General features: G+C 49.6%; 24 protein-coding genes and 3 pseudogenes. 14 read left to right on the plus strand and 13 right to left on the minus strand.

All coding sequences use genetic code 11. The features are described from left to right. Positions 1–19: 19 nt before the first annotated feature. Positions 20–1,912, minus strand: a complete 1,893-nt coding sequence (locus JOY44_RS25845; RefSeq protein WP_171576435.1) for a 3'-5' exonuclease — start codon at positions 1,910–1,912, stop codon at positions 20–22. Between the two features lie 127 nt (positions 1,913–2,039). Between JOY44_RS25845 and JOY44_RS25850 the strand changes: the two genes are divergently transcribed. Next, complete coding sequence (locus JOY44_RS25850; RefSeq protein WP_171576436.1) at positions 2,040–2,717, plus strand: hypothetical protein; 678 nt, start codon at positions 2,040–2,042, stop codon at positions 2,715–2,717. Positions 2,718–3,074: 357 nt separating this feature from the next. Here the strand turns inward: JOY44_RS25850 and JOY44_RS25855 are convergent, their stop codons facing one another. Together JOY44_RS25855 and JOY44_RS32540 are read right to left on the minus strand one after the other, a co-directional pair. Continuing rightward, a complete protein-coding gene (locus JOY44_RS25855; protein WP_171576437.1) occupies positions 3,075–3,533 on the minus strand; it encodes a hypothetical protein in 459 nt (152 codons plus the stop codon). 5 nt (positions 3,534–3,538) lie between these two features. Further along, the gene (locus JOY44_RS32540) at positions 3,539–3,661 is read right to left on the minus strand and encodes a hypothetical protein (RefSeq protein ID WP_281063344.1); all 123 of its coding nucleotides are present in this window, start codon (positions 3,659–3,661) and stop codon (positions 3,539–3,541) included. A 177-nt stretch (positions 3,662–3,838) separates the two neighbouring features. On the opposite strand from JOY44_RS32540, the pseudogene JOY44_RS25860 reads away from it, so the two are divergent. From JOY44_RS25860 to JOY44_RS25870, 3 genes and pseudogenes are all read left to right on the plus strand, one after another. Further along, positions 3,839–4,713 (plus strand): annotated as a pseudogene (locus JOY44_RS25860) (transposase-like zinc-binding domain-containing protein). Beyond that, on the plus strand, positions 4,682–4,882 hold the full coding sequence (locus JOY44_RS33090) for a helix-turn-helix domain-containing protein (protein WP_415881136.1): 201 nt from the start codon (positions 4,682–4,684) through the stop codon (positions 4,880–4,882). Before JOY44_RS25860 ends, JOY44_RS33090 begins: the two are co-directional and overlap by 32 nt. 119 nt (positions 4,883–5,001) lie before the next feature. Further along, positions 5,002–5,199 (plus strand): annotated as a pseudogene (locus JOY44_RS25870) (NAD-dependent epimerase); the annotation flags it as partial. A gap of 46 nt (positions 5,200–5,245) precedes the next feature. Here the strand turns inward: JOY44_RS25870 and JOY44_RS25875 are convergent. After that, positions 5,246–6,142, minus strand: coding sequence for a LysR family transcriptional regulator (locus JOY44_RS25875; RefSeq protein ID WP_171576440.1), 897 nt, complete (start codon positions 6,140–6,142; stop codon positions 5,246–5,248). Between the two features lie 110 nt (positions 6,143–6,252). On the opposite strand from JOY44_RS25875, the gene ilvD reads away from it, so the two are divergent. Further along, complete coding sequence (ilvD, locus tag JOY44_RS25880) at positions 6,253–7,932, plus strand: dihydroxy-acid dehydratase (RefSeq protein ID WP_171576596.1); 1,680 nt, start codon at positions 6,253–6,255, stop codon at positions 7,930–7,932. A gap of 27 nt (positions 7,933–7,959) precedes the next feature. Here the strand turns inward: ilvD and rsgA are convergent, their stop codons facing one another. After that, the gene (rsgA, locus tag JOY44_RS25885; RefSeq protein ID WP_171576441.1) at positions 7,960–9,027 is read right to left on the minus strand and encodes a ribosome small subunit-dependent GTPase A; all 1,068 of its coding nucleotides are present in this window, start codon (positions 9,025–9,027) and stop codon (positions 7,960–7,962) included. A 325-nt stretch (positions 9,028–9,352) separates the two neighbouring features. On the opposite strand from rsgA, the gene JOY44_RS25890 reads away from it, so the two are divergent. Both JOY44_RS25890 and JOY44_RS25895 read left to right on the plus strand, forming a co-directional pair. Continuing rightward, positions 9,353–10,711 carry a serine hydrolase gene (locus JOY44_RS25890; RefSeq protein WP_242541880.1) on the plus strand — a complete coding sequence of 453 codons (1,359 nt, stop codon included), beginning with the start codon at positions 9,353–9,355 and terminating at the stop codon, positions 10,709–10,711. An 11-nt stretch (positions 10,712–10,722) separates the two neighbouring features. Next, entirely contained in the window at positions 10,723–11,226 is a 504-nt protein-coding gene (locus tag JOY44_RS25895; RefSeq protein WP_171576443.1) for a DUF6929 family protein, read from the plus strand. 52 nt (positions 11,227–11,278) lie between these two features. Here JOY44_RS25895 and JOY44_RS25900 read toward each other — a convergent pair whose 3' ends face one another. Genes JOY44_RS25900 through JOY44_RS25910 form a run of 3 tightly spaced genes read right to left on the minus strand, consistent with a single transcriptional unit; the run spans position 11,279 to position 13,692 of the window. Next, entirely contained in the window at positions 11,279–12,136 is an 858-nt protein-coding gene (locus JOY44_RS25900; RefSeq protein ID WP_171576444.1) for a nucleotidyltransferase domain-containing protein, read from the minus strand. Between the two features lie 23 nt (positions 12,137–12,159). Beyond that, positions 12,160–12,429: a Precorrin-3B methylase gene (locus JOY44_RS25905; protein ID WP_171576445.1), complete on the minus strand. Its 270-nt coding sequence runs from the start codon at positions 12,427–12,429 to the stop codon at positions 12,160–12,162. A 42-nt stretch (positions 12,430–12,471) separates the two neighbouring features. Further along, complete coding sequence (locus JOY44_RS25910; RefSeq protein WP_171576446.1) at positions 12,472–13,692, minus strand: saccharopine dehydrogenase family protein; 1,221 nt, start codon at positions 13,690–13,692, stop codon at positions 12,472–12,474. A 60-nt stretch (positions 13,693–13,752) separates the two neighbouring features. Here JOY44_RS25910 and JOY44_RS25915 point away from each other — a divergent pair, with 60 nt between their 5' ends. Next, on the plus strand, positions 13,753–14,418 hold the full coding sequence (locus JOY44_RS25915) for an SDR family oxidoreductase (protein ID WP_171576597.1): 666 nt from the start codon (positions 13,753–13,755) through the stop codon (positions 14,416–14,418). 9 nt (positions 14,419–14,427) lie between these two features. Here JOY44_RS25915 and JOY44_RS25920 read toward each other — a convergent pair. The 3 genes and pseudogenes from JOY44_RS25920 to JOY44_RS25930 form a co-directional block, all read right to left on the minus strand. Beyond that, positions 14,428–15,103: pseudogene (locus JOY44_RS25920) on the minus strand (aldo/keto reductase). 78 nt (positions 15,104–15,181) lie between these two features. Further along, positions 15,182–16,015 carry an aldo/keto reductase gene (locus tag JOY44_RS25925; protein ID WP_171576447.1) on the minus strand — a complete coding sequence of 278 codons (834 nt, stop codon included), beginning with the start codon at positions 16,013–16,015 and terminating at the stop codon, positions 15,182–15,184. Between the two features lie 21 nt (positions 16,016–16,036). After that, positions 16,037–16,492, minus strand: coding sequence for a DUF4174 domain-containing protein (locus JOY44_RS25930; protein ID WP_171576448.1), 456 nt, complete (start codon positions 16,490–16,492; stop codon positions 16,037–16,039). A 145-nt stretch (positions 16,493–16,637) separates the two neighbouring features. Here JOY44_RS25930 and JOY44_RS25935 point away from each other — a divergent pair, with 145 nt between their 5' ends. Continuing rightward, positions 16,638–16,790: a hypothetical protein gene (locus JOY44_RS25935; protein ID WP_171576238.1), complete on the plus strand. Its 153-nt coding sequence runs from the start codon at positions 16,638–16,640 to the stop codon at positions 16,788–16,790. Positions 16,791–16,827: 37 nt separating this feature from the next. Further along, positions 16,828–17,259 (plus strand): EVE domain-containing protein, encoded by a 432-nt coding sequence (locus JOY44_RS25940; protein ID WP_171576449.1) that lies wholly within the window; start codon positions 16,828–16,830, stop codon positions 17,257–17,259. Here JOY44_RS25940 and JOY44_RS25945 read toward each other — a convergent pair. After that, complete coding sequence (locus JOY44_RS25945) at positions 17,242–17,508, minus strand: hypothetical protein (RefSeq protein ID WP_171576450.1); 267 nt, start codon at positions 17,506–17,508, stop codon at positions 17,242–17,244. The genes JOY44_RS25940 and JOY44_RS25945 overlap by 18 nt on opposite strands. 189 nt (positions 17,509–17,697) lie before the next feature. After that, positions 17,698–19,167: a transglutaminase domain-containing protein gene (locus JOY44_RS25950; RefSeq protein WP_171576451.1), complete on the minus strand. Its 1,470-nt coding sequence runs from the start codon at positions 19,165–19,167 to the stop codon at positions 17,698–17,700. A gap of 299 nt (positions 19,168–19,466) precedes the next feature. Between JOY44_RS25950 and JOY44_RS25955 the strand changes: the two genes are divergently transcribed. The 4 genes from JOY44_RS25955 to JOY44_RS25970 are packed head-to-tail and all read left to right on the plus strand — an operon-like array spanning position 19,467 to position 23,282. Beyond that, entirely contained in the window at positions 19,467–20,069 is a 603-nt protein-coding gene (locus JOY44_RS25955; RefSeq protein ID WP_171576452.1) for a class I SAM-dependent methyltransferase, read from the plus strand. Between the two features lie 7 nt (positions 20,070–20,076). Then, complete coding sequence (locus tag JOY44_RS25960) at positions 20,077–21,576, plus strand: phenylacetate--CoA ligase family protein (RefSeq protein WP_171576598.1); 1,500 nt, start codon at positions 20,077–20,079, stop codon at positions 21,574–21,576. A 24-nt stretch (positions 21,577–21,600) separates the two neighbouring features. After that, positions 21,601–22,434 (plus strand): zinc-dependent peptidase, encoded by an 834-nt coding sequence (locus JOY44_RS25965; protein WP_171576453.1) that lies wholly within the window; start codon positions 21,601–21,603, stop codon positions 22,432–22,434. Then, on the plus strand, positions 22,431–23,282 hold the full coding sequence (locus JOY44_RS25970) for a GNAT family N-acetyltransferase (protein WP_171576454.1): 852 nt from the start codon (positions 22,431–22,433) through the stop codon (positions 23,280–23,282). The genes JOY44_RS25965 and JOY44_RS25970 overlap by 4 nt, the downstream gene beginning before the upstream one ends. The last annotated feature ends 76 nt before the right edge of the window (positions 23,283–23,358 follow it).

The following is a 23,358-nucleotide window of genomic DNA, read 5'->3' on the forward strand; positions in this document are numbered from 1 at the left end:
TGGGCAAATTTGTGTATGCTCATAGTGTGTGACTCCCCAACGTTGCCATGTGCTTGCTAGCCAACACTTCCTCCAGGCGCTGCACGAACGCAGAGTCACGATCGCACGTGAGCACCAACTGATCGATCGCTCTCGTCATTGCCACATACAGCAAGCGTGCTTCATCCTCCGGCGTGTTGTGTTTGTTCGGTAGATAGCCCACCCCAGGGACGAAGACGACCGAAAACTCTAACCCCCTACTGCTATGCATAGTCACCAGTTTGACGCTGGGCGCTGCTGCATCATAGAGCTGACTGTCTTGATCTCGATTCAGCCATTCCACTGGAATGTGGGCGTGTTGACAGCAAGCGTAGAGCTGCTCTGCCATCCACTTGGCGCGGTAGACGATCGCCATCTCGTTCCAGGGGATACCACGCCCATGCATTTGCGCTAACCGTGTTGCCAAGTAATCAGCTTCGTGGCGGAAGCTAGGTAGCTTGATTAACTCTGGTGGTGGTCCATGCCGACCTGCACTCTGGGGCTGGATGAGCGGTGGGACATCCTCTTCACGTGCCTCAGTCGGAGTCATGACTTCTTGAGCAAAGGCATAAGCGATCGCCAAGATCTCCTTGGTATTGCGATAGTTAACCTTGAGAATCGTTGTCCGTCCCTGTGCCTGGATGCCGACTTGCTTAAAGCTGAATGTTGGCTTTGCCTTTTGCTCATAAAGATTCTGAGCATCGTCATAGAGCACCAGCAGCGAGTTCGTCGCTGGGTCCACCATTTGGGCAGCAAGTTTGAACCACTCTGGTCGGAAGTCGTGCCCTTCATCAATCATGACCGCACCGTAGCTGCCAGCCGGGATGATACCCGCGTCCACTGACTGGATGACCCGCTGTACCAGCTTGGACACGTAAGCCTCACCCTGGAACTCGTTATAGCTAGGTTTAGCTAAATGGTGCCGCCGGAGCAGTTCCCCGCACCAGCCATGAAAATGCCGGACATGGACACAATCAGAGCCAATGCCTTTGGCGTGAAGCATCTGGCGTAGTCGCGCTGCCAAGGTTACGTTGAAACACAGCACCAGAAGCGGTTTAGTGGTTTCTTCTACCAGGCGCAGGCAACGATAGACCAGGATCAGCGTCTTACCAGAACCCGCTACGCCATGTATGACCCGATGACCATCTCCCAAGCTACGGGCAAGTTGTTCCTGCTGGAGATCCATCACTTGCAAAAGGTCAGGCAGCATGATCGGTTTGGTGGATGCGTCTGGTTGGTCGGGTAGCAGCGAGAGCTGTCTGTTGCTAAGCCGCACTTCTGGGAACAGGTGCCAGCGAATGCGATCAATCTGCGTGGGAGTCAGCGGTTCGCCAAACTCATAGGTGCAGAGGTTCCAGAGCCGTTGTTGAAACGCATAAGCATCGACGCTCTCGTACATTTCATCCTGACAGAACACCAGGTTCGGTTCTAAGACGGCTTCGAGACCAGCCGACTCAAACTGTTTGCGGGTAATGTTAGTCAGGACTAAACCGTAACTGTAGGGAAAGGCAAGCTTGCCGCGATGACGGCTCTCAGCTTGCACCAGTAGTTTATCCTGTCCTAGTTGTTGAGCGATGACCATCAGGTAATCTCTGGCTTGCTCTAACGGGTTACGCACGGTTTTGAAGCCTGCTTCAGTGAGGATGGTGACGGACTCACGATCCGCTTCCCCCTGGAGGGTGCTTAACTTCCAGTCCTTGACCTCCAGCACAAACAGCCCTCGACTGGGATGCAGGAGGATGAAATCGGGATGAAGTCGCTTCGTCCCCACTGGGACATCGTACCAAAGCAGATAATCCGCCTCTAACTTGTCCTCCAACCGTTGTGCTAGGCGTCGCTCACCAGCCGTCATGCGCTGGGAACAGGTGCTGAAAGCAGGAATCAGGGTTGCCATAAGATCGTGCAGACAAATGATGTTACTTTCAGTGTGCCCAAGCTGTAAAGAATGCCGTCAGACTATAGGCACTACTGAGTCGAGCAGGTTATCACAGTAGGAAACGTCTCCTTGCACAAAGGTCAGCATGACTAGCCGTAAGACTTTCTGGATGACAGCCGCTCTGGTGCTCTCACTCACCTTCACACCCCAGTCGAGTCGGGCATCGATTGGGTTGGCTGAGTGGCAAGTGTCTACCCCTGGTGGCAACCTGATTCTCCATGCCGATGGCTGGAAAGAAACCTATGGTGACTGCCTCAAGGCAGATGATGCTGACGTGACACTGCCACCGAGTCAGCATGGGCAAGTGTATGTCTCCCATCTGCGACGCTGGCAATACTACCAGGGCTACATCGCTGGTGAGAGTCAAACAGGATTCTTTTTGTTTAACGAAGTCAGTAAGCAAGTCACCGCTTTCGGTAACGAGCTAGCTTTAAGCCAAGAGATCGCCGACAAAAAGCTGGGTAAACCGAAGTCAAACTGGTTGACCAGTCAGGATGGTTGGACAGAAGCCTGGTTTCCCGAAATGATCTGGCAACCCTGCAAGGAGTTACTCAGCCAGTCCATTGGTAGGCAACCTGGCAAGGGCTTTACCCCCTTATCAAGAGCACAATGCCATCAAGCTTTATCCAAAGAAGCACTGGCGCTCTATCGTGAAACGACTTGGGGACGGCAATGCCAACGGTTCAAAGCGACTCCTGTCTCCCAGCAACAACAACAACCAACCCTACAAGCATTTTGCAATGAACTGTTGAAGACACCGTAAGCTTCAGTCTGCTGCCAACTGCCAGTGCATAGTGACTTTTCTGTTCCTTTGGACTGTGCAACATGACAAAGACAATCGTTGGAATAGTAAGGTTCATAGCTATGATGCCCCTGAAAAGTCACTGGAAAAAGACGGACGAGGTGCGTACTATCCTCGCCGCCTTACGATAGTAGGGTCACGACCGATTAGGAATCTTAGGTTAGTGAGTTGGTTGAAAGCTTTTTCCAGACGAATCAGGCTTCAATGCGGAAGAATCCAGTAGCGATGTCGAGGTCAGTTTGAGGCTTGATCTGGATGATCGTGGTTAGGATAAATTCGACTCTGTGGCGGTCGTTGTCAATCGAACGGGGAGTGGCATTATTGACCAAACTCCTTCAATTTCGGGTCGCTTTGCATGAGCTGAATGAGTTTATCCCTAATACTTTCTAATGGCTTAGGAAGAATATTAAGAAGAGCGGTTGAGTTACTTTGAAGAAGCTGTTCAATTTCATCTCTAACTGCAATCACTGCACTTTCTTGTTCGCCGGAACAAAGGACAAGCAAAATATTTAATGAGGTTAAAAGTTCAGTGATTGCTCCAATTCTTGTAGAAGATTGTTCTACACTATTCCCAAATTTAGTTCTTGCAAGCTGAGTCGCTAGAACAGAAGTAGAAAGGCACTTAGAATAGGCTTCAAATAATTTCTCCTTGTGCCATTTACTGTCTTCTCTCAAACGCTGATACCTATTGTTAAGGTAGGTGGTAAAAAAACTAGCAAACGCTGCGGTTATTATTCCTACCAATATTTGTTGTAGCCAAATAACTTGAGAATTCATATCATTTAATGTTCATTGATTTGCTGTATTTCTGCCGCAGTTAGCCCACAGAGATGAGCAACGCGATCATTTATTTCAGTTTCCCCTTCGGCAACTCCTTGACCTTTGGCATCAAGGCATTTTTTCACTAAGGCACGTTTTCATCCTCACCAGTAATCAGTTACAGGGCATCAGTAGACCTGCTTTGAAAATAGAGGACTAGCTCGGTGGTTGAGGGGTGGCAAGGGGAGTTAATTGAACCGATCGTGCATTAAATTTCTGTGGGTTCCGATAAAATAGGAAACAGCTACTTTATTACTCAACCTATGGAATGCCCGTTGTGTGGACATTTGAAGGTTCATAAACACGGCAAGATGCCCAGTGGAGTCCAACGGTACTTTTGCCCCGGTTGCCGCCAAACTTTAACGAACGCTTTGATACCCTCTACTACCATCGTCACATCAGCCCAGAGCAAATTCGCCAAGTTCTCCAGGCTCACAGCGAAGGCAGCAGTCTGCGAGGCATTAGTCGCACTAGCGGACTGGCATACAATACCGTCGTCAGTCTCGTTCGCTCTGCTAGTCAAAGAGCACAACAGGTACATAATGCCCAGGTGCAAACGGTTCAAACCCAAGAGGTATCGGCTGATGAGATGGGGTCATTTGTGCAAAAAAACAGAAGCAATGCTCCCCCGGTGAATTAGAAGTGGGTGATTGCTGGATTGCGTTGAGTTTAGCCAATTGCAGTGGATTGATTCTAGCGGCATGAGTAGGAAAACATACTGATGAACTGATTGAGGCGTTGATTGTGACCACTCAAGGGAAAACCGATTGTAAACGTTGGAATAGTGACGTACGCCTTTGGCGGAGCGAAGCTCTATGGGGTGGGTATGAGCGGGTGCTACCCCCTGAGATCCTGCACTACATCGGCAAAGACAGCACACAGCGATTGGAGCGCACCAACGGCATTGTCAGGCAACAGACGGGCAAGTGGCTAAGCCTGCGGCACGCTACGCGAACGAAGGCAGAATAAGTTTGGCAAGGTGTGGGAGCAATCGAAGGTCACGACGCGATTGGTTGTGAGCTATTTCAATTGGATTTGGCAGCACAGTCGTTTCAAGACCACCGCTGCTCAACGAGCGAATTTAGCCGATCGCTGTTGGAGTTGGCATGATATTGCAATTTATCCCACAATTATTTGACGCACAATCTTGCATTGTCGGATCGATTGCCAAACAATTGTTGAAGCCCTCACGCTTATCATTAAGTGAAATTGGACAGGTTGTCGGGTTTTGTGACCAGAGCCATTTCACCAATGCCTTTCAACGTCCGATAAAACTTACTCCTCGTCAGTACCGTAATCAGCAATAGACTGAACAAACAGAACGGAATTTTGCAACGATTTGAGCGCAATTCTACAAGACATTCGCATCCGGCTTCTCTGGCGCATCGAGGTCTTTAGCAATCTACAAAGCTTCTGGTTTAGATCGACATTCCTCAGTCCAGCAGCCGTGTTTGAACCAGGTGAACGAACGGGCAAATTTCGAGTAGGTAGTAAGCAATTGTTGTTGAATGAGCAGGGTGAAAGCTATATTTCTGCGGAAGATTACGCGATCGCTCTGCTGGGTGAGGTTGAAAATCCCCAACATCTGCACCAGCAAATGACCATCGTTCAGTATGTAAAATAGCAAACAGATTCAATCAAGATTCAAATTTTTCATCTGGACAGAAATTTCAGTCGCATCTCTTCTTGATGTAAAGTCTAATGACTTTCAGAAATTCGTATAAAACAGGTGAAACGTTCTCCAACAGCCATACCACTGCTACTTCGACTTGCGGAGTTACACCCTGTAGCGGTTTGTAGACAACACCTGCTCGTTGCAGATTTTGGAGTGAGGCTGGAACCAAGGCAATTCCCATTTTTGCTGAAACCAGTCCAATAATCGTCTGCATTTGAACCGCCTCCTGCATTACCTTAGGGCTAAAGTTTGCCTGGTGACAGAAGCTCACGATCTGGTCATAGAGACCTGGTCCAAGATGGCGCGGAAACAAGATGAAGGATTCATCAGCGAGTGCATTAATCGAGATTGTGGTTTCATTTACGAGTGGGTGTGTTTCAGGCAGAGCTACAACCAGTGGTTCTCGCAAAATTGATTCTAATGCGAGGCGATCGTCCTTCAGCGGTGGATGACAAAAGCCAACTTCGATCTGATGATTTTGCAATGCCTCCTCCTGTTGAGTAGTGGTCAATTCCTGCAATACCAGATTCACTTGCGGAAATTGTTCGCGATATTGAGACAGAATCGCGGGCAAAATGTCATAAACAACGGTACTGGTAAATCCAATCATCAAAGTTCCGCTCTCGCCGCTGCCTGCTCGTTGAGTATCGCTTACCGCCTGTTCTACTTGAGTCAGAATCCGGTAAGTTGCCTGCAATAAGACTTGTCCTGCCTCGGTTAACTGAACCTGACGCTTCGTGCGTCGATGGAATAGTTCGACCCCTAATTCTGTTTCCAATTGTTTGATCTGCTGACTAAGTGGGGGTTGAGCGATATGCAACCGTTCGGCTGCCCGATTGAAATGCAGTTCTTCGGCAACCGCTACAAAATAACGCAGGTGACGCAGTTCCATGTTTGATATGTTTCTCGTCTTAAATCCATCAAATCATATATTGGACATCCCTAAAAACGCTTTCTATACTCCAAGAATAATCAATCATGAGCATTCACGAGGACGAAAGTATGCAAGAGAATTTGAGAAGCCAGAAGATTACCCAGGGTTTACAGCGATCGCCTAATCGTGCCCTGCTGCGTGCCGTTGGGTTTAAGGATGCCGATTTCACTAAGCCAATTGTGGGAATCGCGAGTGCTCACAGTACGATCACGCCCTGCAACATGGGAATTGCCCCTCTAGCAACAGAAGCCGAAGCCGGGATTCGAGCAGCCGAGGCGATGCCTCAACTATTTGGCACGATCACGGTCAGTGATGGCATTTCAATGGGCACTGAAGGGATGAAATATTCGCTGGTATCCCGCGATGTGATTGCAGACTCGATCGAAACGGCTTGCAACGCTCAAAGCATGGATGGAGTGCTGGCGATCGGCGGCTGCGATAAAAATATGCCCGGTGCGATGATCGCGATCGCACGCATGAATATTCCAGCCATTTTTGTCTACGGTGGCACGATTAAACCAGGTCATCTAGAGGGTCAAGATTTGACGTTAGTCAGTTCCTTTGAAGCCGTTGGGCAATACAGTGCAGGCAGAATTGATGAGGCGATGCTCTATGCCGTCGAGCGCAATGCCTGTCCAGGATCGGGTTCCTGTGGCGGCATGTTTACGGCGAACACGATGTCGGCTGCTTTTGAGGCGATGGGCATGAGTTTGATGTATTCGTCCACAATGTCTACGATCGCCCCAGAAAAAGCAGCAAACACGGCACTGGCAGGAAAAGTATTAGTGGAAGCGATCCGCCAGCAGATCTTGCCACGAGATATTATTACGCGCCAATCGATCGAAAATGCTGTTTCAGTTGTGATGGCGGTTGGGGGTTCCACCAATGCTGTTTTACATTTTCTGGCGATCGCTCATGCGGCTGAAGTACCTTGGACGATTGATGATTTTGAAACCATTCGGGAACGAGTTCCGGTGCTATGTGACCTCAAACCATCGGGGCGTTATGTGGCGACCGATCTTCATGCGGTAGGCGGCATCCCCCAAGTGATGAAAATGCTGCTGGCACAGAATTTGCTGCACGGTGATTGTTTGACGATTACGGGAGACACGATCGCAGAACGTCTCAAAGACATTCCTGAAGCACCCCCTGCCGACCAGGATGTGATTCGTTCCTGGAGGCATCCCATCTATGCTCAAGGTCATTTGGCGATACTCAAAGGTAATTTGGCAATAGAAGGAGCCGTTGCTAAAATCACGGGCGTGAAAAATCCTAAAATGACTGGACTAGCACGAGTGTTTGAATCTGAGGAAGCCTGCCTGGATGCCATTCTTGCAGGCAAAATTAACGCAGGCGATATCATTGTGATTCGTTATGAAGGACCCAAAGGTGGACCGGGAATGCGAGAAATGTTGGCTCCGACTTCAGCAATTATTGGTGCGGGCTTAGGTGACTCCGTTGGGCTGATCACCGATGGACGTTTTTCGGGTGGGACGTATGGCATGGTCGTCGGTCATGTTGCACCGGAGGCATTTGTGGGTGGAACCATTGCCCTGGTGCAGGAAGGGGATGAAATTACCATCGATGTCCCAGCGAGATCGCTGCATCTACATGTGTCAGAGACAGAACTTGAACAGCGCCGTGCGATCTGGAAACCACCTTTGCCACGCTACACAAGAGGTGTACTTGCCAAGTATGCCAAATTGGTTTCCACGAGTAGTTTAGGTGCGGTGACAGATTTAGTCTAGGTCACTGCTGGAGTGTTCAGCGAACCATCATTCCTGATATTTGGGGTGGTTGCGGAGCGATTTATGAATTTTCTTCCACCGCTCCTTCTCTGCCAGGGCTGCCCGTTGATCTTGCTTGCGAGTCAGATAGTGCAGTTCCCGCTGCAATTTCTGATAGTTCAGGAAACGCCCTTGGTCAAGGTGTCCGTCAACCAGTGCCTGTTGCACGGCGCAACCGGGTTCTTGTTGGTGTTGGCAATCGCGAAAATGACACTGCTGCGCCAATGTTTCAATCTCTGGAAAGGTTTCTGGCAATCCCTCTGTGCCTGACCATACCTGAAGTTCTCGCATTCCAGGTGTGTCGATCATCAACGCACCAGACGGGAGCAGAATCAACTGGCGATGCGTGGTTGTATGTTTCCCGCGATCGTCTCCTTGGCGAACGGCTTGTACTGTTTGAATTGGCTCACCGTTCAGTTGATTCGCGATCGTGGATTTTCCCACACCTGACGATCCCAGTAGAGCGATCGTTTGACCGGATTGCAGATAGGGTTGGAGGGCATCCATTCCCTGTTGTTGTGCGGCACTCAAAGCAATGACTGGAACACCAATGGCGATCGCTTCGACTGCTGCCACCTGTTGTGCAACCTGCAAACAAAGATCTGCCTTATTCAACACAATCACCGGATTGGCACCACTTTCCCATGCCAGAATCAAATAGCGTTCAATCCGTCTCAGGTTCAAATCGCCATCCAGTCCGGAAACAATAAATACGGTATCGACATTGGCAGCAATCACCTGTTCCTCAGTTTTACTGCCTGCAACTTTGCGAGAAAATTTGCTCATGCGCGGCAAGATTGCGTGAATGGTGGCGCGATGGTCTGTGGGTCTGGACTGAATCACGACCCAGTCTCCAACGGCTGGGAAGTCTTGAAGGTCAGTAGTTTGATGTCTGAGCTTGCCAGAAACTTCCGCCAATTGCTCACCCTGCTCGGTGTAAAGCAGGTACGTCTGGCGATATTCAACAGCAACTCGACCTACTGCAAATGCTTGTTCGCAGTAGGGTTTCAAGCTGTGAGCATAGCGATCGCTCCAGCCTAATTGTTCTAAATTCATTGGATTTCCTTTCTGTGATAACTTGTGCACTGCAAGGTTCACAGAAGAGTCCGCATCATCTTGCCGAAATGGTGCAGGAGTGAACGAGACTTCCTGTGTCTTGCGATTGAAGGGTGAGCGTCTTTGCCGTGACGCGATCGGCTAACAATACAGTCATCGTCCACCTCCTTGAGAAGTTCTACAGAAAAACTCCACCCTCACCCTAACTAATTCCTGATTTTCTGAATCAATTTTGCTGTAAATTTTGGTTTCGTCGATTTGGTAAGCGACTCCGCAGCTTTGCAGCAATTCGTAATTCGTAGAATGTCTTACACTGACTTCTTGAATGCCTGGTGCAATGGAGCTTGAGGATATGACGACTAATCAACCTGTTCCGGTAGATAGCGAAATTGAAGCCATCCTAGAACAACGCATCGATCAGGAGAAACAAAGTGTTGGGATTGTCGTAGGAGTGATTGATGAGAGAGGAGAGCGTATCATTGCCTATGGGAATCAGGCTCAGACGAATTCCTGTCCAGTGGATGGCAACACCCTGTTTGAAATTGGTTCAATTACCAAAGTGTTTACGGCGCTAGAGCTGGCGAATCTGGTGAAACAAGGCACTCTTAAGTTGGGCGATCGCATCTCCACGCTTCTGCCTGACGCTGTGAAAGTACCCACTCACAATGGTCAAGAAATTTCCTTGCTGAATTTAGCAACCCATACATCTGGGCTGCCCCGTTTACCTGATAACTTTGCCCCAGCGGATATGAGTAATCCCTATGTCGATTACTCCGTCGAACAGTTGTATGCGTTTTTATCCAACTACCCATTGTCACGAGACATTGGCAGTCAGTACGAATATTCAAATCTAGGCGCAGGGTTGCTGGGGCATCTTCTCAGCCTTAAAACAGGCATGGATTACGAAACGCTCATTACAACCCAGATTACTCAACCGCTGCAAATGAGTGATACGAGCATTCAACTGACTACAGAGCAACATGCTCGATTTGCAACCGGACATAATCTCCTCGGTCAACCCGTTCCTTACTGGGATTTGTCAACCCTGGCAGGTGCAGGAGCCTTGCGAGCTACCGCAAACGATTTGCTCAAATTCCTGGCAGCAAATTTACAGCTTGGATCTTCCCCGTTAAATCCAATCCTCCAGAAAACTCATGTGGTTCAAGCGCCAACGGAAACACTCGGAATGGCGATCGCCCTGGGTTGGCACATCTTGAATCATCATGAGACGGAAATCATCTTCCATGACGGTGGCACAGGTGGATTTCGCAGCTTTTTGGGGTTTGTGAAACAGAAGCGATTAGGAATTGTCGTGCTATCGAATTCAGAGAATGATGTCAATGATATTGGCTTGCATCTGCTGGAACCACGTTATCCTTTGGCTAAACATCATCCCCCCAAACAGCGTCAGGCAATCCCTGTTGATCCCAACCTGTTTGATGCCTATGTGGGACGCTATGAAATCGCTTCAGACTTTATCCTCACCATTACAAAAGAACGCGATCGACTCTATGCTCAAGCCACTGGTCAATCTCAGGTTGAGTTATTTGCAGAAACAGAGACTCAATTTTTCATTACCGAAGTCGATGCTCAAATTACCTTCATTCGAGATTCGCAAGGTCCTGTGAAGCACTTGCTTCTGCATCAGGCAGGACAAGAAATAACAGCCCCAAAATTGAATTAGCATACAGGATCATGATGGGAGGAAAGGCGTTGAGTGAAGCCACAGTTTCGATAATTCAAGCCAAGCGAGATCCGGCACTGAAGGCGATCGTGCAAAAAAGAATCTCGCTGTTCTACAGTCAAGGAGCCGATTTATCGAACGATCGTCCCGCCCATGTTCGCGCCGGTTCCAGCCTCAGTTGGTTGGGCGATAAACTTGCTCTAGTTCAAGATGATGCCAACTTTCTGGTGTTCATTGATCCAGACAGCCTGACCGTTGAGGCAATCACCCTTGCTGCGGGAGAAGCAGGAGCGCGGCAGTTTGATGACTTGCGCGGTAATAAACGCTTTAAGTTGGACTTAGAAGCCTGTACCACAGTTCCAACTCCAAATGGCGACTTATTTCTGGCGTTTGGCTCTGGCTCAATGGCACAACGGGAGCAAATTTTAATGGTGCAGGCATCTGACCCAACCACCCCAACATTGAAACAGGCAAGTGCTTTGTATGCCCAACTGCGAGCCTACACTTCGTTGTGAGATATTAGCTGTCTTGCTGCAATCGCTCCGTAGCAATCCTGTTAAGTGAGCTTTACATTTCCAACCGTCTATCGCCATACCATTGACTCAATTCTTGCTCAATTCTGTTAAGAATGGCGATCGCTTCCATGATTGATGTTGCATCAGGAGTCAACAACGCAAACACCGACTCAACTCGTCGTTGATAGTCCGATGGACAGAGCGCAAAGCGGTTAGCAAGTGCCACTGCACCTTTCTCATTTAATAGGTACGTTTCATTGAGGGTGAAGAGTACCTGATTCATACACGCTACACTGCAAAAACAACAGCCTGCGGCATAGGCAACATCACCTCGTGCAACTGCCTTTTGAGCAACGAACAGGGAAAAACTGATTTCCCAGGCAAACTTATCAATTGTTGCCCCTTTAAGGCTAACCGGATAGAGCGTTGTCTTAGCTTTCAAAGCAGCTAAAATGCCATCTGGATCGTGAAGCGGCAGACAAAGGGCGACTTCACCCATGTAGATCGAGGACACAAAGCCGTGGGGGTGTCCAGGCTGATAATCAATTGTAATTTGTCCGGTATGGCAGTCATGAATGACCTGATTGACCTGAGCTACATCACGGTAGAGGAAATCGACAGGAACACCGTCTACCTTGAGCCAGCCACCACCATTCATCCACTTTCCCCATTCACCAATTGGAGTAATGAGATTCGTGCGATGGTCGTCGTCCACTTCGGAGGCAAGGTGGTTGAGAGCAATCAGATCAGGTGGATTCTCTGGCTGGTAATAAATTCCCAGATCCACATCTGACTTGGGTGTATGGTTGCCTTGTGCCCTTGAACCGCCCAGAGCGATCGCGACAATTCCTTCAATTGACTGCAAGCGATCAATAACGCGAGGAATGAACCGGGGCAATTGCTCATCCATATTGACCCATTCCCATCACTCATTCAAATCTTTGGCTGACGCTTTGATTTTGGTGGCGTTCGGTGTGCGCTAAAGCATTTTTCACTGCGATAGCGTAGCCACACCCTTAGCTGTTGTGGAATTTTCTCCTTTTGCTCCTGCGTCAGGGTGTCATAAAGGGCTAGGGCGCGTTCTCGCTCTCCTCGACAGGCAGCATTGTTATGAGCATCCCAATAGCTGCGGGCAACTCGAATCCGCCGACACACTTCTTTGACCAGTGCCTCTCCCATGAGGGGTTTTTCCTGCTTTGCCATCGTTCCATCCAACTGTCTTGACTCCAATCCTAGCCTACAGAATCACAGGTTCACGGTTATGGTCATCCCAGCCTGACGTAACCGTTCTGCCAGCACATCTCCTAACCCGGTGGCTGGTGTGAGGATGCCTCCTCTCGCCTGTCCACCGGTTAGTTCATCGGTTTGTAGTGCCAGACTCAATGCCGATTCACAGACAAATTTGACCGTTGCTCGATTGCCAGGGTCGCCCTGATCTCGAATGATTCCGCGCACCTTGCGCCCATCGACAGCGGTACCCACCAGTTCACAGGAGAACCACCCCTCGTTCATCGTTTGTTCAGAGGGACCTTCGCCAGGTTGGGGTAGGAAGGGTTGCAGCAGTCCGCGCACTTGGGATTGTTGTAGAACTCCCACGAACAGTCCCAGTCCGGCAGTCACACCGATTGCCTTCAACCATGCCAGGGGTGGGTCAAACTTGAGATACTCTTGATAAGTGAAGTCGGCTCCATAGGGTTTCTGCCAGTCCTTATATAAAGCACTACTGCGGCGGACGATGCGGGCATTCACGACTCCCATGAAAAAGGGTGCAACCCAGGTATTGAGGTTCGGATCAAAGAACGGCGTTTGCGGGTCACGATCGCGCTCAGCTTCGGCATGAGAATGAGCGGTCGAGGGATTCAGCAGGAATGGTTCATTCATCTGAGTTGCGTCTGGAGAATCGTAAAGATTGAACGCCGATGCCAGAGTGCCACCGTTAAATCCACCAAATGCTTGAAAATAGGCATTCACTTGCTGACAGGGCACACCCAATTCTCGTTGCAGGTAACGAACGACCAGGTAAGTCCCAAGATCCGATGGAACCGAATCGAAGCCACAACAGGGAATAATGCGTGTGCCATCGGTAGCAGCTTGAGCATGATAGCGATCAATCAGCGTTCTGACCCAAGGTGTTTCTCCAGTGATATCGACATAATGAGTTCTGAGCCGAACACAAGCATCGACTAGGGCATTGGCATAGAGGGCAAAGGGTCCAGCCGTGTTGAGGATTACTCGTGCTTGAGCAACGATCCCATCGATCGCCTGCTGATCCTGACTATCGGCAACCAGCACATCTACGGTTATGCCAACCTCATCTCGAACAGCCTCTAACCTCTGGCGATTTCGTCCCGAGATCGCCCATCGCACTAATTCAGGAGCAGCATGGTTAGCAAAATATTGCACCGTCTGCTTGCCAACGAAACCACTGGCACCGTAGAGGACAATATCATAGGGGCGATCGGACATGACAGAATCACTCCTGATAATAGAGATACACTTGTACTCTAACGAATGATTGAAGTTTTCATGGCAACTTACTTGATTACGGGTGCCAATCGAGGCATTGGTTACGAATACTGCCGTCAACTGCAAGCGCGGGGAGAGACCGTCATTGCGGTTTGTCGTAGTGCCTCCCAGGAATTGCAGCAGCTAGGCATACAGGTGGAGGAGGGGATTGACATTACCTCCGATGCTTCAGTGGCAGATTTGCAAAGTCGCTTGGGGGAGAGGGCAATTGATGTGTTGATTAACAATGCCGGTATCATTCAGCGGGTGACGCTGGAGAACCTTGACTTCGACAGCATTCGAGAACAGTTTGAGATCAACGCTTTGGGTGCTTTACGGATGACTCATGCACTTCTGCCCAATCTCAAATCAGGCTCTAAAATTGTGCTAATGACTAGTCGGATGGGGTCGATCGCCGACAATACTTCTGGCAGTTCCTACGGCTACCGCATGTCGAAGGTAGCATTGTCGATGGCGGGTAAATCATTGGCTCACGATCTGAAACCGCGCGGGATTGCCGTGGCAATTCTCCATCCCGGTTTAGTGCAAACTCGCATGACAAACTTTACAGCAAATGGCATTACGCCAGAGGAGTCTGTTAAGGGATTACTGGCTCGGATTGACCAGTTAACGCTGGAGAACACAGGCACCTTCTGGCACGCCAATGGTGAAGCGCTGCCGTGGTGAGGTTAGAGCTTACGTCCAACTCCGAAAGAAGGTGTTTTCCTGCCAGGTCGTTGCAGTGCGTTGCTCGATCTCTGCCATTTCAGATTTCACCAATGGCTTAAAGGCACGGGCAACGGTGACATTGTGTTCCAGTTGAGCCACCGTTTCAGCCGCAATGACACAGCAATGCACGCCTGGTAGCGACAAGGTGTAGCCCATTGCCTGATGCATTCCCGCTAATGCCCCAGGTCTAAGTAATCAGTAGGCGCTTGCTCGATCGCTCCAAGTCTCGCCAAGCACCATCGCGATCGCGGGCATCGGTTTTGCTGGCAAGAAAAATCCGCTGACGATGAGCGGGTAACACTTTGCCCAAGTAGTCTTCACTGGGACTGTAATTGGCGGCGGTATCAAAGTAGCGAATGCCCAACGCCAAGGCTCGTTCAACTATGGAAACGGCAGCAGCCTCCGAGTTTTGCCATGATAGCGGCGTTTGACCAGCACCCCCTAATCCCAGAATCGGAACGTGGATGCCAGTCTGTCCCAATTCCCGCTCTGGCATAGAACCGGAGGGCGGAGTTTGAGCGGAGTTGGCAGAACCACCCGTCGAGTTCTCTGTGAGGGCATGACTGCCGACAATGCCGCCTGTGATCGCGAAACTTGTGGCTAAAAAAGTGCGCCGAGTTTGGGGGGCATGAGCTGCTGAAATACTCCCATTCACAAACGGTTGTGTCTAAGCTAACGTAGCTGCAACCAGATAGGCATTAACACTAGGGTCGTTGAAGCATCACAACATTTCTAGTGGAACCGGTTTAGTGGGTGGTGGAAAAGCAGCATTCAGGGCTGCCAGTTCTTCAGCAGTCAATTTCAAATCCAGGGCAGCGCGGTTTTGCTCTACATGCTCAATGCGGCTGGACTTGGGAATTACGATTACATCTTTTTGGTGTAATAACCAGGCGATCGCAACCTGAGCCGCTGTCACTCCACGATTTTGAGCGATCACCTTGAGCGTCTGGTTGTTGAGCAACTGTCCTTGCTCAAGGGGGGAGTACGCCATGATGGGAATCTCTTGCTGCCGACACCAGGGTAACAAGTTCAACTCAATTCCCCGTCGCATCAGGTTGTAGAGTACCTGATTTGTGACAATCGTGTTCCCACCCTTCAAATGGATTGCTTCCTGCATATCTTCAGTATCAAAATTACTCACCCCATAGCTGCGGATTTTTCCCGCCTGCCGAAGGGTTTGAAAAGCGTCCAATGTCTCTGACAACGGTACAGAACCACGCCAATGCAGCAGGTACAGATCTAGATAGTCCGTTTGCAGTCGTTTGAGACTGCGCTCACAGGCAGCAATTGCTCCTTTTTTAGAGGCGTTATGCGGATAGACTTTGCTGACCAAAAGGACTTCAGAACGGCGATTAGCGATCGCCAGGGCAATCACCTCTTCGGCTCCACCTTCTCCATACATTTCGGCAGTATCAATCAAAGAGAGTCCCAGATCCAAGCCGTGACGCAAGGCATTAACTTCAGTCTGTCGATTGCTGGCATTCTCGCCCATTCTCCAGGTGCCCATGCCAAGCACAGGAACGGTTTGTCCAGAGGATACTTGCAGCGATCGCATGAGCGTCATCCTTCCGTTAGGTTACTGTCGGGAGCGCATTTCTTGCTGACGCATTGGCATCACGTCAATCGTACGAAATAGCACAGCCAAATCAACAGGAGTTTGACTCCGTTGTTTTTCTGTCCCGTCTTTACCAATTAAAATCACCGCAAACTCCTCAACAGGGACACCAAATTGTTGTCTGAGCCTCTCTACTGATGCTGCGCTGAGGAATTTCCCATCAACTCGACTCTCTCCTGTTCCCAACACTTCCACCAACTTGAGGTCGCGCTCGTTTACATTGGCTCGATCCGCTTGCCACATTTGTACTTGTTGTTGGTAAGCAGGTATACGCTTTGAAGGCGCGAAGATCAGCACAGTCCGATGCTGCCATTGGTAGTCACTCAATTTGAATTCAACCATCTGCAAACGACCAGAAGTTGAATCAACACTGGTTGTTGAGAGTCCAGACCAAGCAGGGACAGGTGAATCACTCATTGAGATGGGAGGCTGACTATAGACACAGCCTTGCAAAAGGGGCAGAAGAACAAAAACCGCTAGAAACCACATTGCTTAGATAGAACCGACTTCCTCACTGTAGCCAAATCTTTGCAAGAGAGGCTGATTCCCAAGAGGGAATTTCATGGTTCACGGGTTAAGCGGACAAGGGAAAACCTGCAACAGTCTGGAAGAGATTGTGATGACTCTGGTTCTACCCGAATGGCAGCATGACGTTTTGAGTCTGGCTCATGCCCTCAAACTAGCATCTCAGACCAACGAGAGTATTGTGGAGTAAATGGTAAGTCCAACTTGCAGAAGTGGCATAAACCGACATGGCATACTGGTTGTTTCAAGCCAACCCTAAATACAGCCAAATTCTGACCAGCATTCGAGAATTGTTAGTTCTCTACTGGCTCGTCACGCGGTACAACGATGAAATTACAGTGGACGACCAAGTCCTGATTTGGATTGCCGGAAAGCAAGCGGGAATTTTTGCGATCGCTCGTGTGCTTGAACCACCCCAATTCCTGGATCGTCCACCAGATCTCGCCTACTGGACAACACCCATGCGAGCGATCGGCAGGTTTTATGCTCCGGTCGAGTTCACTCAAAAACTTCTGGATGCACCTCTGCTAAAGTTTTGTCTCCAACACGACCCAGTTTTGCGAAAGTTGCAAGTGCTTCGGACTCCCCGGAGTACAAATTTTGAAGTGACCCAGGAACAATGGCAAAGAGTCGAAGCGTTGCTACAACGGCACTACTAACCAGGTATACGCCAAAACACCCAGAAGGGATACCCCCAACAACAACTCCCGCTGCTCATGCCAGGTGTTCTGCAGTCCGTTCACGAAATACCTGAAAGATTCTTTGCGAGCTCGCCCCAGTTCTGCCATCAGCACCTTTACTTGAGCATCGACTTCTTCAAGGGATACCTCTCCCCGTTGATAAGCCGCATCCAGTTGGCTCAACTTGCGCCAATAGGTGCTCGTCGCCGCTAATAAATTTGAACCCATGGCAGAAATCTCTCTTTGTTAACCTTTGTAACAAGTCTAACGAAGTAAGTTCCTGACTGAGTTCTGCTGAGAGGTAGAAGCAGCAGCGTCAATAGTTAGAAATTGCCTCACTTCTACATCAACACAAGAGCAAAAATCTCCATGACTTCTCTAGAAAAGTACTCCTGTTGTAGATCAACGGAGCGATCGCTACCCTTTGTTAAATTCCAGTTGTCCAACATACTCATATTGTCCATACTGCTGATCGCCGATAAATAATTGCACCTCGTAAGTTCCAGTACCAGGTAAAGTACAGGACAACTGGGGCTGTTGACTCGTTTGCTGGGCGCAGTGTTGGGATTGCCCACTCCCTTTGACTCCATAACTTGCCATCAACCAGCGCTGCCCAGGATTTTCTAGTTGAATCACCGCGTTGCTCCGAATGTCCGTTTGCGATCGCGTCGGTGAAATTAATTTCAACCCCTGAGCAAAGAAGTTGGGACGCAGCATCGGTTGCCGCAGGAAATCACCACGAGTTATAGGTTGGGATAGAAGCTGCCAAGCGGCATCATCGGGGAAATGGCTGACAATCATGACTTTTGGCGGTGGAAACAGGTAGCTAGTGCCATATTTTTTCGTGAAACCGGAGGCATTCACGTAGCCGCTGTCCCAGGTGGCATCGATCAAGTACCAATTTCCTTCAATCTTCGCCGCATTCCAAGCATGACCACTACCATTCAGGTCGCTGATCTGACTGCGAGAATCACCGACCACATACACAATCTCTTCCCCGATCGCCTGCCCCAAAGCTTCTAACAACTTGGCATATCCAGCACAGACCGCTTTGCGGGTGCGAAAGGTGGTTTCCGCATCCTGGGGTGGACGAGGAACTTGTCCGAAGAAAGCCGGAGCATCATAGGCAATGCGATCGGCAACGTAATCGTGTAATGCTTTCACTCGTAGAAACGGATCTTTTTCCTGTTGAGCGATGTATTGGGCAACCGCTGCGATACTGGTTTCAACACCTGGTGGCATTCGAGCAACCGCAGGATGAACACTTGCATCAACTGACCATAGATTTGCCCGACGGGTTGCAGCAGTCTTTGCCGCAGGTTGGGGTGTGGGCTGTGGTTGCGGGGAGACTTGACTGCTTGGTGTGGGCTGTGGAGATGGTTGAACTTCAGGTTGGGGAGTGGGGCTAATCTCTCTAGTGTCAGCGTACTGCTGGTAAGGATTCTGATGCACTGCCAGATATAGCCACTCAAGCTCGTTCGCCAGTTTGAACAGCGATCGCCGTACCAGTTCAATCTGAGATCCCTGCTTACCATCGAGCATCCAGTCGCCTCGCGTTGAAAGTGCCAGAAATGAAGTTTGAGGGCGTAATGCCAGCAGGCAAGCAAGGAAAATCAGGTTGAGCAGGAGAGTTCGCAAGACCAGGCGATCGCCCCAGGTTAAAACTGGCGGCTTTCGTTGGCGACGTTTGCTGCCCCATAAATCCCAGGCGATCGGCAGCAGGGGAAATAGGAGAATGCCAGAGAAGACTGCCAGCCAGGTTGGACCGTTTGTATACGCGACCAGGGAAGATGCTAACCACACCCCCAGGACAGGAGTGAGGAAACCCAACAGGGTTAGCAGTCCTTTGAGCAGCAGAATGGGGAGGTCAAGGAGGAGGAAACGCATAAGATCAAAAAGAATCGCTTACCTGACTTAAGGGTGCCCAATCGTATGAGCCGGAGTTTAAGGTTTGGTTGGAGGGGAAACTTCAAATAGATACACTAACAGGGCGATCGCTTTCTGATTCAACGCTTCCCTGGGTCAAACTCGATAAATGAACACTTACACCAATTCTGGGCTGTTCAAGCTCTAAATCCTATCTTTCTGGTCAAGCAGCTTTCGATGCGACTGCTAGTCTTACCCTTTAGTATGAGGATGTTCATCGCTAAAATGAACGGATGCTGTAAATCTTTAACACAGTAACAATGACGGCACGAGAATTTCCAAACTGGGAAGCGCTTTATCAGGAGAAATCCGTTGAAACCATGCCCTGGTTCAACCCAGACTTAGATCCGGATGTTGAGGAAGCTCTCATTGTCCTTGATCTGAACAGTGGCACCCTACTGGATTTGGGAACCGGACCTGGAACCCAGGCGATCGCGTTAGCTGAGCGAGGCTTCCAGGTAATTGCTACCGATTTGTCAGAAACAGCCATTCGTCAGGCAGCCGAGAAAGCAGCAGAGAAAGGACTAGAAATATCGTTCCGCCAGGATGACATTCTTAACAGTCATCTGGATCGCTCGTTTGATCTGATTTTGGATAGAGGGTGCTTTCATGTTCTGCCACCGCAGCGCAGAGAAGACTATGTGCAGACCGTCGCGAACCTGTTGAAACCAAAGAAATACTTGTTGTTGAAATGCTTTAGCCAGCAGCAACCAGGGGAGCAAGGTCCGTATCGGTTTACTCCAGAAGAAATTCAGCAGATATTTACACAGCGATTTCATCTTAGATCGGTTGCCCAAACAGTCTACCAGGGCACCCTCGATCCCCTCCCCAAAGCGCTCTTTTGCATTCTAGAAAAGCGGTGATTTGACGATGCACCACCCTCGATCGCAGCAGACTCTTGAAGCATTCCAGGCTTTTCTGACCACGCCGCTTGCAGCCAAATTGCAACCGCACAGTCAAGCGGACTGGGAAAAATCAGTTCTGGATCTATTTCATCAAACCGCTGCAACGGTGCCTGCCTATGCTTCATTTCTGCACACTCAGGGTATTGATCCGGCTACTATCCAAACGATCGCAGACTTTCAACACCTGCCCCTGACCACGAAGGACAATTACCTGCGGCAATACCCTATGGCGCAGGTGTGTCGTCAGGGGCAACTCGAAAGCTGCGACATGATTGCCGTTTCCTCTGGCTCCACCGGACAACCCAGCTTTTGGGCGCGATCGCTGGCGGATGAATTTCAAATCGCCACCCGCTTTGAGCAAATTTTTCACGATAGCTTTCAAGCAGATCAACGCCGGACTTTGGCGATCGTATGTTTTGCCCTGGGAACCTGGGTTGGCGGGATGTATACCGCAAATTGTTGTCGTCATCTGGCAAGCAAAGGCTATCCCCTTACCCTGATTACCCCTGGAAACAACAAACCTGAAATCTTGCGGGTTGTTCAAACTCTAGCTCCCCAATTTGAGCAGGTGATACTGCTGGGCTATCCTCCATTTTTGAAAGATGTGATTGATAGTGGCATTGCTCAGGGTGTTGATTGGCAAGCTTATCAGGTGAAGTTGGTGATGGCAGGGGAAGTGTTTAGTGAAGCATGGAGATCGCTAGTAGGCGGTCGGCTTGGCTCTACGAACTTCTGCTACGACTCGGCTTCGCTCTACGGCACAGCGGATGCGGGAGTGTTGGGAAATGAAACGCCCTTGAGCATTTGTATTCGTCGCTGGCTGGCGGATCATCCCGATGCGGCTCGCTCCCTGTTTGGCGAATCCCGATTGCCGACGCTGGCGCAATACGATCCGCTCAGTCGCTTCTTTGAAGTCCAGGACGGCACCCTGTTATTTTCCGGTGATAATGGCATTCCCTTAATTCGCTATCACATCTCTGATAATGGCGGCTTGATCGCGTATCCACAAATGTTGCAATTTTTGCAAGAGTGGGGATTTGATCCCATCAAAGCGCTGCAAGGCAAGCGGGGAGTTTATCCCTTGCCGTTTGTCTATGTGTTTGGACGATCGCATTTCACGGTGTCTTACTTTGGTGCCAACGTCTATCCTGAAAATGTCACGGTTGGATTGGAGCAAGCGCCCATTTGTGAGTGGGTGACTGGAAAATTTGTCATGCAGGTGACGGATGATGCGGATCAAAATAAACAGCTTGCCATTGCAGTTGAGTTAGCTCCCGGTGTGATAGGTAGTGAAGAGCAGCGGAATGCGATCGCGGCTGCCATTCACCAACACCTGCGACGACTCAATAGTGAATTTGCCAACTACGTGCCAGAGGCGTACCAAATTCCTGGTATCACTTTGCATCCAACGGGTGATCCCGATTATTTCCCGGTTGGAGTCAAACACCGTTACACTCGCTCATAATGTGCTTTCGTTTTACAGCAGGCGATGATTCAAACTCTGATTGTCCTACTGATGGTCGTCATCATCACTGCCGCGATTTTGCTTCGCCCTGCTTTGATGCGCTGGCATCGCAATCGCCTCAAACATCGCCCATTTCTCCCGCTCTGGAGGGCAGTAATTGAGCAAACTTTGCCCATGTATGAGAAACTCTCGCTGGACGAACGCAGGCGACTGCAAGGACATATTCAAGTATTTTTGGCAGAAAAACAGTTCATTGGCTGTGCTGGATTGGAGGTTACTGAAGAGATGAAGATCACGATCGCCGCGATCGCCTGTTTATTGCTGCTCAACGAACGCGGACAGTATTTCCCAAAGCTGCGGTCTATCTTGGTTTATCCAACCGTTTATATCGTCAATGAAGCGACCTTTGTGGAGAATTTTATCGTTGAGGAAAGGCGGGAAGCCAGATTGGGAGAATCCTGGAGTGCGGATCAAGTGGTTCTAGCATGGGACATTGTGAAACGAGATACTCTTCATTGGACAGACGGACACAACGTTGTCCTACACGAATTTGCTCATCAGCTCGATCAAGAAGACGGAAAGGCTGAAGGGGTGCCGATTTTGCCAAGCCACTCAGACTATGCTATTTGGAAACAAGTGATGACTCAGTCCTACCGTCAGCTTTGCCAGGATATAGAGCGTGGGGTTCAAACTGTGATAGATAGTTATGGGGCAACCAATCCAGCAGAGTTTTTTGCCGTTGCGACTGAGACATTCTTTGAAAAACCACGCCGATTGCTGACTCACTACCCAACCCTCTATGAACAACTGCGCCGCTATTATCAGCTTGACCCGCTGCAATGGATGGGACGGCAATGACTAAAAAGTCCTATTCAATTCGACCGATGAGCCGCGTAGACCTTCAGATTGCGATCGCGTGGGCAACCGCAGAGGGATGGAATCCGGGGTTGCACGATGCTGAGTGTTTTTATAGAGCCGATCCAACGGGATTTTGGATGGGTTCACTGGGGGATGAACCGATCGCTACCATCTCAGCCGTTAAATATGGCAACTCTTTTGGATTTGTCGGATTCTATATCGTCAAACCAGAGTATCGAGGGCAAGGCTATGGGATTCAACTCTGGAATGCAGCATTAGCTACATTGTCAGGTCGAAATATTGGTCTAGATGGTGTGCTGACTCAACAGAAAAACTATCAGCAATCTGGATTTCAATTCGCCTATCGTAATATTCGCTATGAAGGTGTGAGTGGTGGTGAGTCAACGAATGATTCGCGGATTGTTGATCTATTCAACATTCCATTTGCAACGATTGCAACCTATGATCGAGCATTCTTCCCAGGCGATCGTGTTCAGTTTCTCCGGAGTTGGATTGATCAACCTGATAGTACTGCTTTAGGCATTGTGCAAAACAACACGCTGGTAGGGTACGGAGTGATAAGGCTCTGCCACACAGGTTACAAGATCGGTCCGTTGTTTGCGGATCAGCCATCTTTGGCAGAAGCGTTGTTTGTTGCCCTCCAGTCAACAGTAGCAGCAGGTACTCCCATTTACCTGGATGTTCCTGAAATCAACGTAGCGGCTGTCACCCTGGCTGAGAAGTATGAGATGAAGAGGGTGTTTGAGACAGCTCGGATGTATACTCAAGCCTGCCCTGAGTTACCCTACGATCGCCTGTTTGGTGTGACAACCTTTGAACTTGGATAATGAATTGCCGTCGCTTTAAAGGGTATATCTAGCTACCAACTTCTGAGCAGACTGACAATGCTTTTCAACTAGCTTC

The sequence above is a fragment of the Leptolyngbya sp. Cla-17 genome, assembly GCF_016807185.1.
GTDB lineage: Bacteria > Cyanobacteriota > Cyanobacteriia > Leptolyngbyales > Leptolyngbyaceae > ULC077BIN1.

Coding starts and splice junctions, on each gene's coding strand:
- JOY44_RS25845 (WP_171576435.1), bottom strand. CDS start 1,912: ATGGCAACCCTGATTCCTGCTTTCAGCACCTGTTCCCAGCGCATGACG.
- JOY44_RS25850 (WP_171576436.1), top strand. CDS start 2,040: ATGACTAGCCGTAAGACTTTCTGGATGACAGCCGCTCTGGTGCTCTCA.
- JOY44_RS25855 (WP_171576437.1), bottom strand. CDS start 3,533: ATGAATTCTCAAGTTATTTGGCTACAACAAATATTGGTAGGAATAATA.
- JOY44_RS33090 (WP_415881136.1), top strand. CDS start 4,682: ATGATATTGCAATTTATCCCACAATTATTTGACGCACAATCTTGCATT.
- JOY44_RS25875 (WP_171576440.1), bottom strand. CDS start 6,142: ATGGAACTGCGTCACCTGCGTTATTTTGTAGCGGTTGCCGAAGAACTG.
- ilvD (WP_171576596.1), top strand. CDS start 6,253: ATGCAAGAGAATTTGAGAAGCCAGAAGATTACCCAGGGTTTACAGCGA.
- rsgA (WP_171576441.1), bottom strand. CDS start 9,027: ATGAATTTAGAACAATTAGGCTGGAGCGATCGCTATGCTCACAGCTTG.
- JOY44_RS25890 (WP_242541880.1), top strand. CDS start 9,353: ATGCCTGGTGCAATGGAGCTTGAGGATATGACGACTAATCAACCTGTT.
- JOY44_RS25895 (WP_171576443.1), top strand. CDS start 10,723: ATGATGGGAGGAAAGGCGTTGAGTGAAGCCACAGTTTCGATAATTCAA.
- JOY44_RS25900 (WP_171576444.1), bottom strand. CDS start 12,136: ATGGATGAGCAATTGCCCCGGTTCATTCCTCGCGTTATTGATCGCTTG.
- JOY44_RS25905 (WP_171576445.1), bottom strand. CDS start 12,429: ATGGCAAAGCAGGAAAAACCCCTCATGGGAGAGGCACTGGTCAAAGAA.
- JOY44_RS25910 (WP_171576446.1), bottom strand. CDS start 13,692: ATGTCCGATCGCCCCTATGATATTGTCCTCTACGGTGCCAGTGGTTTC.
- JOY44_RS25915 (WP_171576597.1), top strand. CDS start 13,753: ATGGCAACTTACTTGATTACGGGTGCCAATCGAGGCATTGGTTACGAA.
- JOY44_RS25925 (WP_171576447.1), bottom strand. CDS start 16,015: ATGCGATCGCTGCAAGTATCCTCTGGACAAACCGTTCCTGTGCTTGGC.
- JOY44_RS25930 (WP_171576448.1), bottom strand. CDS start 16,492: ATGAGTGATTCACCTGTCCCTGCTTGGTCTGGACTCTCAACAACCAGT.
- JOY44_RS25935 (WP_171576238.1), top strand. CDS start 16,638: ATGGTTCACGGGTTAAGCGGACAAGGGAAAACCTGCAACAGTCTGGAA.
- JOY44_RS25940 (WP_171576449.1), top strand. CDS start 16,828: ATGGCATACTGGTTGTTTCAAGCCAACCCTAAATACAGCCAAATTCTG.
- JOY44_RS25945 (WP_171576450.1), bottom strand. CDS start 17,508: ATGGGTTCAAATTTATTAGCGGCGACGAGCACCTATTGGCGCAAGTTG.
- JOY44_RS25950 (WP_171576451.1), bottom strand. CDS start 19,167: ATGCGTTTCCTCCTCCTTGACCTCCCCATTCTGCTGCTCAAAGGACTG.
- JOY44_RS25955 (WP_171576452.1), top strand. CDS start 19,467: ATGACGGCACGAGAATTTCCAAACTGGGAAGCGCTTTATCAGGAGAAA.
- JOY44_RS25960 (WP_171576598.1), top strand. CDS start 20,077: ATGCACCACCCTCGATCGCAGCAGACTCTTGAAGCATTCCAGGCTTTT.
- JOY44_RS25965 (WP_171576453.1), top strand. CDS start 21,601: ATGATTCAAACTCTGATTGTCCTACTGATGGTCGTCATCATCACTGCC.
- JOY44_RS25970 (WP_171576454.1), top strand. CDS start 22,431: ATGACTAAAAAGTCCTATTCAATTCGACCGATGAGCCGCGTAGACCTT.